9 protein-coding genes are annotated in these 11864 nt (G+C 39.0%); 8 read left to right on the top strand and 1 reads right to left on the bottom strand.

All coding sequences use genetic code 11. The features are described from left to right. Positions 1-63 precede the first annotated feature (63 nt). From KKD20_04270 to KKD20_04255, 4 genes are all read left to right on the top strand, one after another. Positions 64-345, top strand: a complete 282-nt coding sequence (locus tag KKD20_04270; GenBank protein MBU4332310.1) for a nucleotidyltransferase family protein — start codon at positions 64-66, stop codon at positions 343-345. After that, a complete protein-coding gene (locus KKD20_04265) occupies positions 342-689 on the top strand; it encodes a DUF86 domain-containing protein (protein MBU4332309.1) in 348 nt (115 codons plus the stop codon). Before KKD20_04270 ends, KKD20_04265 begins: the two co-directional genes overlap by 4 nt. After that, entirely contained in the window at positions 679-2205 is a 1527-nt protein-coding gene (locus KKD20_04260) for a hypothetical protein (GenBank protein ID MBU4332308.1), read from the top strand. The genes KKD20_04265 and KKD20_04260 overlap by 11 nt, the downstream gene beginning before the upstream one ends. A 621-nt stretch (positions 2206-2826) precedes the next feature. Then, positions 2827-3186 carry a TraR/DksA C4-type zinc finger protein gene (locus KKD20_04255; protein MBU4332307.1) on the top strand — a complete coding sequence of 120 codons (360 nt, stop codon included), beginning with the start codon at positions 2827-2829 and terminating at the stop codon, positions 3184-3186. Positions 3187-3315: 129 nt separating this feature from the next. Here KKD20_04255 and KKD20_04250 read toward each other — a convergent pair whose 3' ends face one another. Next, the gene (locus KKD20_04250; protein ID MBU4332306.1) at positions 3316-4629 is read right to left on the bottom strand and encodes a LysM peptidoglycan-binding domain-containing protein; all 1314 of its coding nucleotides are present in this window, start codon (positions 4627-4629) and stop codon (positions 3316-3318) included. Positions 4630-6022: 1393 nt separating this feature from the next. Between KKD20_04250 and KKD20_04245 the strand changes: the two genes are divergently transcribed. From KKD20_04245 to infB, 4 genes are all read left to right on the top strand, one after another. Continuing rightward, complete coding sequence (locus tag KKD20_04245) at positions 6023-7795, top strand: class I tRNA ligase family protein (GenBank protein ID MBU4332305.1); 1773 nt, start codon at positions 6023-6025, stop codon at positions 7793-7795. Between the two features lie 94 nt (positions 7796-7889). Next, on the top strand, positions 7890-8531 hold the full coding sequence (locus tag KKD20_04240) for a threonylcarbamoyl-AMP synthase (protein MBU4332304.1): 642 nt from the start codon (positions 7890-7892) through the stop codon (positions 8529-8531). A gap of 205 nt (positions 8532-8736) precedes the next feature. Next, complete coding sequence (gene rsmA / locus KKD20_04235; protein MBU4332303.1) at positions 8737-9579, top strand: ribosomal RNA small subunit methyltransferase A; 843 nt, start codon at positions 8737-8739, stop codon at positions 9577-9579. Positions 9580-9819: 240 nt separating this feature from the next. Then, positions 9820-11856, top strand: coding sequence for a translation initiation factor IF-2 (gene infB / locus KKD20_04230; GenBank protein ID MBU4332302.1), 2037 nt, complete (start codon positions 9820-9822; stop codon positions 11854-11856). Positions 11857-11864: the final 8 nt, after the last annotated feature.

Raw genomic sequence — 11864 nt, 5'->3', positions numbered from 1 at the left:
TTATCAATTATCAATTATCACTTAAAACTTGCAAGAAACATTAAAATCCCCTAAAATAAAACCATGACCATCAAATTTATCAAAACTAAAGCCCTCCCCATCTTCAAGCGCCAAGGTATAACCAAGGCCGCTGTTTTTGGTTCCTATGCCCGGGGCGATAACAAGAAATCCAGTGATATTGATTTTTTAATCAAAGCACCACCAAAGATGAGTTTATTAGGTTTATCTAGGTTAAAAATAGATCTAGAAGAAGGATTAGGCAGTGAAGTTGATCTTGTTGAATATTCCACAATCCATCCTCTTTTGAAAGATAGGATTTTAAAAGAACAAATCGCAATATTATGAAAAAAGAAGTAAAAATATTTATTGAGGATATCAAGGAAAGTATTGAAAAAATTGAGAAATATACTAATAGAATGGCCAAAAAAGACTTTTTACGAGACGATAAAGCTCAAGATTCTGTGATGAAAAGGATAGAAGTTATCGGTGAAGCAGTAAATAATATTCCTCAAGAATTTAGAAAGAAATATCACCAGATTCCATGGAAAGACATTGTCGGGATGAGAAATATCCTTATTCATGAGTATTTTGAGATTAATTTGGAAAGGGTATGGGAAACAGTGGAAGAAGATTTACCTATTTTGAAGAAAGAAATTTTGAAGATATTAGAACAAGAAAATGAACCCTGATACTTTTCGCTCAAATTTTACAGAGATACAAGAAAAAATAACAACAAAACAGCCAAAAAAATCAAACAAAACTGCTTTTTGGCTGTTTTTATGTTTGGGGTTAATAATCATTGTAGGTTTGGGGTTTTTTGGGGTTAAGATATTATTGCAATACCAGCAAGAAGAGCCAGCAGAAGCTAAAATTCCTAAACAAGTACTTTTTTACGCCAATTTGGATTTTAGCGCCAAAACTCGGGCAGGTAAAGGATTTCAAGGATGGATTAATACTGATTTAGCCCGAAAAAATTTGTTTAGTTGGTTTTTTAACGAGATAGACAAAAGATTAGCAGGGGATAATCAAGGACTAAGTAAAACTTTATCTTTATTTGAGGAGGAGATTTCCATTGTGGGTATAGATGTTGATAATGAGCCAGAAATAGTGATTTTGGGAAAAACAAATAAAAATTTGGAGAGCTTGGGGGGTATAAGTGAATCAGGGCCAAAATTAGTGGAAAATAAGCTGTATCAGGCCACTCATAATGGTTATTTAATCCTTTCCTCCAATAATAAGGCTCTTGAAGAAATTATGGATCCGCGAATTGACTTCGTATTTCCCAATGGTTTTTTAAAAGATTTTTTTGATAAATCATTTTTAAAGCTTTATTTTAATCCTTTGGCAGAAAATAGCTTTTTAGGCCAATTTGCAGGCATATTTGGCGAGATCAAGGGTTTAGAAGCCCAAGCAGACCCAGCAAAGGTAGTTTTTACAATTGATACCCCTTTGATTCGCCATGGGTTGCCCAAAGCAGATAAAAATGAGCTTGATTTGGATTCTTGGTTAAGATTCATTACTCCAGATACTGATTTGGCGTTATTTTCAAATAATTTAGTTGGGCTGGGTTTTAAAACCCAGCCTAACTTTGATACTTTTAGAATCCAATGGGAAAAGTTGTATAATTTTGATTTTTTCCAAGATATCTTAGCCCTGATCAGTACCCAAGGCCTGATTATCAGCAGGTCAGCAGGAAAATCTTTTGATTTTAAGACCCAAGACTACCTTTTGGTATTAAGAAACTCCTCCAATCTTAGCGAAAATTCTTCTGAAATCAAGAAAATAGAAGAGATTGCTAAGAAAATTATGGCTTTTCAGCTGCCCCAGGAGCAAAAAACTTTTCTTCCGGATAACACAGAAATAGTCGAAATAGTGGCTAATCCTTTGATTTTTCATTTTGAAACTGAAAATTTGGCTAATTTTAAGTTAAAATATTTAAAATCAGAACAAATCAACTTTGAATTTGCTTATGGTTTTTTTGAAGATAAGATTGTTTTTAGTAATTCTTTAAATTTCCTGAAACAGAAAATTGAACAGGATCAAAAATATTGGGATTTTTTAGCCCTAATAAACGACTGTTTTAATCAACCGGACTTAAAAATCCAATCATCTGATTTTTTATATATTAATTTAGGTGCTGAAGTTAAAAAAGAATATGGTGTGAGACAGATATTAGGTACAAATCAAAAGATTTGCGTGTATTGAGTTTAGTGTGGATAAAATGTTTATAAGTTGAGTTAAAAAAATATAACTTACTTTATCTAATTATTAATTATCAATTATTAATTATCATGTTTTTAGCTAAAGTTAGTGTAAAATACAGTTTTCCACAGGAGAGGCTTGACAAGCTATCTCGGGCATGATATAATTAAAATAGGAAAGAAAACATGTACCTTAAAAAAAGAGAAGCAGAGAAAATGCTTCTCTGGAATTAGTTTCTAGAGAAACATTTTTTCTGCTTTATTAAAGCAGGCTTATTTGCTACTCCGTATCGGGCCTGACCCTTGCCCAGGACCCACAAAATAACCCCTCGACTCGCTCGGGGGCTTGCAAAAACAAAAAACAAAAAGGTACAATTTCTTTCCACAAAGAGAAAAATAGGAGTTATACCAACAAGGATGGCAAAAAAGCAGCTTTTTCTCAAGGCAAGACGAAAAAGCGCCAAGAAGGTTGAACTTTCAAAGTTTTTGCGATTCTTCTTTTCTAAAGAGGAATGCAAAAGGAAAATTCGACCTTACAGGGCGCTAGAGCCTCAATACTAACTGTGTAAACATATTAGGGGGCGTTCTAGCGCCCTCTTTTGATTATTTATAGTGTCATAAATATATGGCTAAAAAATTTCTCAATACAATAAAAAAGCAACTTCTTGAAGAAAAAGAGCGTTTAGACCAAGAAATCAATAAATTGGCCCAAAGAGGTAAACGTCGCCTAAGGATTAGATTTACTGATTTTGGCAGCAAGGATGATGAGAACGCTCTTGAAGTTAGAACTTTAAGCGACAAGGTTTCCTTGGAAGGTAACATAGAAAAGGGCTTGAAAGCCGTAGAAAGAGCTTTAGAACGGTTGAAGCAGGGTAAGTACGGGATTTGCGAGCAATGCGGCAAGAAGATTAATGAAAAGCGGTTGAAAATTTTTCCAGCCGCCACTGTTTGCGTTGAGTGCAAGAAGAATAGTTTTGACAAATAATATCTGACTGTTTATAGCCAGAGTCATATTTATAAACAATTTAAAAAATCCACGGAAAGTGGATTTTTTTAATTACACGCTAAAGCGTGGTAATATTTTCCCTAGTGGCCAGCGACCAGTTGCAAGTGACTAATAAATATATCCGATAATCTTAGAATCATTTTGGCTCAAAGTCCGTTTACTGTACACGCCAACGCCCTTGTAATTCATTTCGGAAAAAGTTACAGTACCCGGACCAACCGCTTCTACATAACCAACATGGCCCCAATACCAGTTTTCTTTAGTGGCAATTATTGCTCCAAGTACCGGGGTACTGCCAATTTTATAACCCATATTGCGAGCATTAGCTATCCAATTTTTAGCATCGCCTCTCCAAGGCACATAGCGCTTTTGGGCCACATACCAAGTGCATTGCCCCCAGGGGAACCGGTGGCCTTGGCCGGCCATGGGATCGGTTATCGGGCTGTCCGGCGGGGAGGAAAAAATTTTTGAAAGCAAGGTATTTTTCTGGGTATAGCTGTAAGTTGGCTGGGGCGGGGGCGGCATTTTACCGTTAGGCACAATCAAGATTTGCCCCGCTTTAATCTGGGAGGCATCAGCTAACTTATTTTCATTAATAACATCTTCTTCATTTGCTTGATATTTTTTAGCGATTGCCCCTAAAGTTTCATTGCGCTTAACTTCGTGGGTGAGTCCAGAGACTGGTAAGACAGAAATCTCTTGACCAGGCCTGATTAAGGAATAGGCCGAAAGCCCGTTTTCCCAAAGTATTGTGTTAACGCTGATGCCAAATTTTTTGGCAATTCCGCTAATAGTATCTCCTTCCTGCACAACATAGGCAATAATTTCTGTTCGTTTGCGCGGGGTTTCCACTGTTGCCGTAATCGCAGGTTGCATCAAAGCACCCGTGCCCTCGCTGGTGGCGAGCGGACGGCTGGCTTCTGCTTCTTGGGATTCTTTGGTCTGGGGCTCCATTTGGGGCAGGGCGCTTACCGCACTGCTTTGGGGCAGGTAGGCGGCTGGGGTATTGACCGTGGTGGGCGCGCCCTCCTCAATGATTACCTCCCCATCGCTAGTAGAGAGTAAGTCAAAAATGACACTACTGGCCGCTCCTCCTTCAATATCAATTTTTTCCTGGGCCCAGAGATTATTGGTGGCCACGAGCAGAGCAAGAATGATGACAGTTATATGAACCAATTCTTTTCTGGCCATTAGTTTGGCGAGCGGATGTTTCCCTGGAACAGCAAGAGGTTTTTCCGGAGAACCAATTTTTTTTTGAATTATTTTGTAAGTTTTATAGCTCCAAACAAACAGAGTTTTATTAAAAAGAATTTTAATTAACCCAAGGGATTTGCCCAAAATTAAAAAAAGAATTCCACCCCCGCCCTTAAGAACCCTGGCGCTTCTTATCAGAAGCCGAATCAAGAAAAGGGTGATCTTCACGAGAATTTTTTGATGGTGATGATAATTTTTTACTGGTTTGCGGGGTAAGATAAAGACCTTAATTAAAGCTTAAAATTCCCTAGCTATTATGATGATAGCATATCAAGAGAGGTTGTCAAGATGGGTGAAATGTGGTAAGATAGGGGCAGAACATGGGAATATAGTTGTGGTTTTTTATAGTTTTACATTTTGGCCATGAGGGTTAATAGAAGTTAATAAATAGTTAATAAATTAATAAACAAATAAATTCAATAAAAATATGGATGATTATGATCATCAGCAAATTGAACAAAAGTGGCAAAAGAGGTGGGAGAAGCAGGATTTATATCAAGCCAAAGACTTAACTAAAAAGCCGAAATTTTATGTTTTGGTAGAGTTTCCTTATCCTTCTGGCGCTGGGTTGCATGTTGGCCATTTGCGGAGCTACAGCGCTTTGGATGCAGTGGCGCGTTACAAGCGAATGTCGGGTTTTAATGTTTTGTTCCCTATGGGTTGGGATGCTTTTGGTTTGCCGACAGAAAACTATGCTATCAAAATGAAACGTCAGCCAGCTGAAATTACCAAGGAAAATATTACTATTTTCAAAAAACAGATTAAATCTGTTGGTCTCTCCTTTGATTGGTCCAGGGAGATTAACACTACGGATCCAAATTACTACAAGTGGACTCAATGGATATTTTTGCAGCTTTATAAAAAAGGCTTGGCTTATCGCCGGGAAATGCCCATTAACTGGTGCCCATCGTGCAAAATTGGTCTGGCCAATGAAGAAGTGATCAACGGCAAATGTGAACGTTGCGGCGCCCAAACCGAGAAACGGCAAATAAAACAATGGATGCTCGCTATTACCAAATACGCGGAAAGGTTGATAAAAGATTTAGATACAGTGGATTATTTGGATAAGATCAAAACTCAACAAGTGAATTGGATTGGGAGAAGCGAGGGAGCAAGTGTAAAATTCAAGATTTCAGATTCAGGATTTCAGATAGAAGTCTTCACCACCCGCCCCGACACATTATTTGGCGCGACCTTTATGGTTCTCGCGCCCGAACATGAGCTTATCCAAAAACTATCCGCCTTGGGCGGAAAACCCCAAATCACCAATTGGAAAGAAGTTGAAAAATATATTGAAATTTCAAAAAGGAAATCAGACTTAGAGCGCACCGACTTAGCCAAAGAAAAAACTGGCGTAGAGCTCAAAGGCGTCAAAGCCATTAATCCAGCCAACAATAAAGAGATTCCAATTTGGGTGGCTGATTATGTTTTGACGGGTTATGGCACTGGCGCGATTATGGCGGTCCCGGCGCATGATGAAAGGGATTTTGAGTTTGCCTTAAAGTTCAAGTTACCCATTATAAATGTCATCCTGCCAAAAGACAAAATGAAAAGTTATTTCATGGAAGGCTCATTTGAAAATGATATTAAAGATCAACTTAAAAAGTTTGATTATCACAAAGATAAAAAGGATGGCTATTATGTAAACTTGAGTTCCAAGAATATAGATAAGTATATTGAGATCGTTAAGAAAAATTTAAAAAAGGATTATTGGTGTGAAATTATTGGTTCTAGATACATTTTCATATTTGGTGATGGTGAAGTTATAGAAGTGAAAGATATAAAAGATGAAGAAGGGGCGTTAAAAAAATGCAAAAAGTTTTATGATGGAGTTAAAGATTGTTACAATTTAACTCGGATGCTTTGGAATTGTGGCTTCTATCATGATTTGGTTTGCAATACCGACGTTAAGGAGGGCGTAATGATAAATTCAGATCAATTTAATAGTATGTCAGTTAAAAAATGCATCACTGAAATTACTAAGTGGATAGAGAAAGAAGGCGCAGGCAAAAAGGCTGTCAATTATAAACTCCGCGATTGGGTATTTTCGCGCCAGCATTATTGGGGCGAACCCATTCCGATTATTCATTGTAAAAAATGTGCTTCGGCAAGCTCAGCACCTAACGGCGGTGAAGTTCCAGTGCCGGAAAAAGATTTACCGGTTGAGTTGCCGGAAGTTAAGAACTACGAGCCCACTGACACTGGCGAGTCGCCATTGGCGGCGATGGCTGACTGGGTCAATACCAAATGCCCCAAATGCGGCGGGCCAGCCAAGCGGGAGACTGATACGATGCCTAATTGGGCCGGCTCTTCCTGGTATTTCTTGCGCTATATTGATCCCAACAACAGCAAAGCCTTAGCCGACCCGAAAAAATTAAAACACTGGATGCCGGTTGATTTATATAATGGCGGCATGGAGCATACAACTCTTCATCTTTTATATTCTCGTTTTTGGAATAAATTTTTGTATGATATTGGCGTTGTGCCAACCAGCGAACCCTACGCGGCTCGCCGCTCTCATGGTATGGTTTTGGCCGAAGACAGCCAAAAAATGTCTAAGTCTCGGGGCAATGTTACAAACCCTGATGAACTAATTAAAAAATACGGGGCTGATACTTTGCGCTTGTACGAAATGTTTATGGGACCGTTTGGCGAAGCGATTCCCTGGAGCACGGAGAATATGATTGGGGTTAAACGTTTCTTAGATAAAGTATGGGGGTTGCAATCTAAAGTTAAAAGCCAGACAAGTCTAAAGTCAAAAGTCAAAAATCTAAAGTCGAGTCAAAAATCTAAAGTCGAGTCAAAAGTTAAAAATGATGAATTAACAAGATTGGTTCACAAGACCATCAAAAAAGTTACAGAAGACATTGAAAATTTTAGATTTAATACTGCTGTTTCTGCTCTCATGATTTTGACAAATGAGTTTCTTAAGCAGGAGAAATTATCAATTACCGTTCGGCCACGAGCTCAACTTTCGGTGAGCTCAAGTCGAATCCGCGGCCGAGTGGTCAATTATCAATTATTAATTATTCTACTCTCACTATTTGCACCCCACATAAGTGAAGAATTATGGGAAGGCCTGGGCAACAAAGAAAGTATCTTTAAACAGCCTTGGCCAAAATATGATGCAAAACTAATTAAAGAAGAAGAGATTGAACTGGTTATTCAGGTCAATGGCAAAGTGCGGGATAAAATAAAAGTAGCGGCTGATATTAATGAAGTAGAAGCAGTTAAAGTCGCCAAAAGAAGTCCAAAGATTCAAAAATGGACAAACGATAAAGAAGTTCGGAAAGTCATCTTTGTCAGAGGTAAGTTATTGAACATTGTGGTTTAAAATGGAAAAGAAACTAAGAAATAAAGGAATAGAGAAATAAAGGTAATGATTCGTTCCTCTTTTTCTTATTTCTTTATTTCCTTATTTTTCAAATATGCAAATCCAAAAAATCAATCAAAAAAAATTCACTTCCAAAGAACTTGATAAAGCCGTCAAGATTTTAAAAGCCGGCGGGGTTATTGTTTATCCAACAGAAACCTGTTATGCTTTGGGAGGGGATTTTTTATCGGAAAAAGCGGTAAAGCGGATTTATAAAATTAAACATCGCCGGGCGAGTTTTTTATTGCCAGTGATTGCAGCCAGCCTTTCAACGGCGAAAAAGATGGTTAGCTTTAATCAAAAAGCCTTGGATTTTGCAAAACGGTTCTGGCCCGGTCCGGTTACTTTAATTTTAAAAGTTAAAAGGGCTATGCGCGAGAGAGCCAAGAAGTCGGGATATGGCTTTTTAAAAAATTATGATGACATTGCCATTAGAGTCAGCAGTAATAAAATCGCGCGAGGCCTTTCTCGAGGTGTAAACAATCCGATTGTTTCTACTTCTGCTAATATTTCTGGTAAAAGCGAATGCTATTGCGCAGAAGATGTAATCCAACAGTTAGAAACAAGCCAAGAAAAACCGGATTTAATTTTAGATGCCGGCAGACTGGCCCAGGTCAAGCCATCTACAATTATTAGAATTAAAAATAGTGTGGTTGAGGTTTTGCGTAGTGGCCCGGTTAAGTTAAAGTACCGGTGATTTTGAATTTTGTTATTCATTATATTTTCATTTTTATCACACTGAGTGTGGTTCACTTATCATCTTAAAGTAGCCGTAGTTAATAAATTGTTAATAAAGTTAATAGGGTTAATAGACCCGACAACAAGTTATTAGCTTTATTAACAATTATATTAACTCTATTAACTTGTAATTTAGTTCTAATTCGCTAATTTCCTTCCCCTTCGTGAATTTAGCAGATACTAACATAGTCCGGAGTCTTTGTAAAAAACACCACATTAAACCTTCCCGCCAACACGGCCAGAATTTTTTAATTGATAATGATGCGGTTCAGACCATTATTAAGGCGGCTGACTTACAGCCAGAAGATGTTGTGCTGGAAGTTGGTCCGGGTTTTGGGGCGATTACCAAAGAACTTGCTAAAAATGCGGGTAAGGTTCTAGCCGTAGAGATAGATAAAAAATTTGTTTCGATTTTAAACCAGGCGTTTGCGGAGAGGCATAATGTCAAGATAGTAAAAGATGATATTTTGCGAATGGATTTGTTTGATCTGGAAATTAAGGATTTGGAGTATAAAATAGTATCTAATCTTCCATATAACATAACATCTCACTTTATACGCCAGCGATTGACGCAGTCTCCGCGCCCAAAACAGCTGGTGCTTGTGGTTCAAAAAGAAGTGGCCGAGCGGATATGCGCTAAAGCCGGCGAAATGAGCTTGCTTTCGGTGTCAGTCCAATTTTATGCGCAGCCCGTATTAACCAAGATAGTGCCTCGAACATCATTCTGGCCCAAGCCCGAAGTGGATGCCGCAATCGTGAAGATTGGAAAAATAGGGAAACATAGGGATAATTTGGTTGGCAAAGACTTTGACGAGAAAAGGTTTTTTCAAATTGTGCGGATTGGTTTTTCCAGCAGAAGGAAAATGCTTAAAAATAATTTAGCCACTGGCCTGAAGGTTAGTAATGATAAGATTGAGCAGATGTTAGAGAAAGCCGGACTGGACAAGAAAATCAGAGCGCAGGATTTGGGGATGGAGCATTGGATCAGATTGGTAAAATTAATTTAGAATTGACTTAATTATAAGGTTGATGTAAGATGAGTAGTCGCAGCAACTCAATTGTAAACAGCTCGATTTCGCTTCGCTCAACCTCGCGTAATACAGTTGTAATACAATGGTAATTCATTCAAAAATAACAATTGTATTACGCGAGAGTTACAACCGTATTACCACCGTATTACTATTAAGTTACAACGATTTGCCACGAGTTAAATAATTTTAAATAGATAAACTTTACAATAGATCAGCATGAACATCACCGAGCTCGCTCGACAACTAAAAATCCCAACCCAAGAGCTGCGGGAAAAACTTCCGGAGCTTGGTTTTGATATTGGAATGCGGGCGATAAAGGTGGATGATGGTTTGATAGATAAAATCGCAGAGGCTTGGAATCAAAATAAACGTCTGGAAAAAGCCAAAAAAGAACGCGAGGATATTAGGCGGGTGGAAGTGGGCGAGGGCGCCAAGGAGGTTGCTGAAGAGAGCGCTAAAAAAGTAGTTCATATCCCAGAAGCCATTATTGTTCATGATTTGGCCGAGAAAATAGGATTGCCGGTGAGCAAGGTTATTATTGAACTGATGAAAAACGGTTTTATGGCCACAATTAACGAATCAATTGATTTTGAAACCGCGGCAATTATTGCTGATGATTTGGGGATTGCTGTAGAAAGGGGCGGGGACGAAGAGACCGAGGTGACAAGCGGGAAAACAGCCCAAGATAAACTCGAGAAACTTTTAAAACAGGACAAGAAAGAGTCCCAAGAAACAAGGCCGCCGGTAGTAGTGGTGATGGGCCATGTTGACCATGGCAAGACCTCGCTCTTAGATGCTATCCGAAAGACTAATGTTGCTGGAAAAGAAGCGGGCGCAATTACCCAGCATATTGGGGCTTATCAGGTGAACAGTGCGCAAGGGCGCACTATTACCTTTATTGATACTCCCGGACATGAAGCTTTTAAAGCGATGCGGGCTCGAGGCGGCGTGGCGGCTGACATTGCGATTTTAGTCGTAGCGGCTGATGACGGAGTTCGGCCCCAGACATTGGAGTCTATAAAAGTAGTCCAGGGGGAGAACCTGCCATTTATAGTGGCGATTAATAAGATAGATAAAGAAGAAGCTGATATTGATAGAGTTAAAAAAGAATTATCAGAAATCAATTTGTCCCCGGAGGATTGGGGCGGAAAAACAATTTGTGTGCCAGTCTCTGCTACCACTAAGCAAGGATTAGAGGAGCTTATGGAAATGATTCTTTTGATTGCCGACATGGAAAAAGAAAAACTAAAAGCTGATCCCAAGCGCGAAGCCGTAGGTACGGTGATTGAAACTCGTCTGGATAAAAATGAAGGACCGGTGGCCACCATATTAATTCATACAGGAACTCTGCGCTTGGGTGATGCGGTAATCGCCGGCAAATCATACGGCACCATTAAAGCTTTGCGTGATTTTCAAAAGAAGCCGGTAAAGACAGCCGTTCCTTCTATGCCGGTTGAAGTTTTGGGATTAAAAACTACTCCTCAAGTTGGTGATATTTTAGAAGTGGTTGCTGATAAAAAGTTTTTAAAACAGAAAATTAAGCAGGGGAGCGTAGACAGGAATCAGGGCGCCAGAGCGGTTCATCAGACCGTTGATAAAGAACAGCCAGCCGAAGATTCCGAGATTAACAATCTAAACCTGGTGTTAAGGGCCGACAAATTGGGTTCTCTGGAAGCTATAGTCGAGTCTATCGAGCAAGCGAAGTATGAGGAAGTGAATGTAGCTATTGTTAAAAGAGGATTGGGTAATATTACCGAGCCGGATATTTTACAAGCAGAATCATCTTCGGAAAACAGCAAAGCCTTAGTTATCGGCTTTAATGTTGGTGTCAATCCCGGAGTGGAAATTTTAGCCCAAGAGAAAAAAGTTGCCCTTAAGGTTTATAAGGTTATTTATGAACTTTTAGATGATATTAAAAAGAATTTGGAAACCTTGCTTACGCCGGAGCGGGTTAGAATAGATTTGGGCGAGCTTAAAATTTTAGAAGTGTTTAGAGAAGAGCCGAGTTTTATGATAGTTGGGGGTCGGGTTACTAAGGGGAAAATTGTTAAATATGTTCTGGCAGATGTGGTGAGAGAGGGACAAGTTTTGGGTAGCGGCAGTATCAAAGAACTGCAGAGCAATAAACAAGAAGTGACCGAGGCCAAGTCCGGAAAAGAGTGTGGAATAAAGTTTGAGAGTAAGACAAAAGTCGAGGTGGGCGATTTGTTGGAGGTTTATAGGATTGAGGAGAGGGTAAAGACGTTAAAATAATATGCGAA

Source organism: Patescibacteria group bacterium, assembly GCA_018896645.1.
Taxonomy (GTDB): Bacteria; Patescibacteriota; Patescibacteriia; order UBA2591; family JABMQE01; genus JAHIMF01.
The sequence above is the reverse complement of the archived record's forward strand: the minus strand, read 5'-3'. Positions and strand labels throughout refer to the sequence as shown.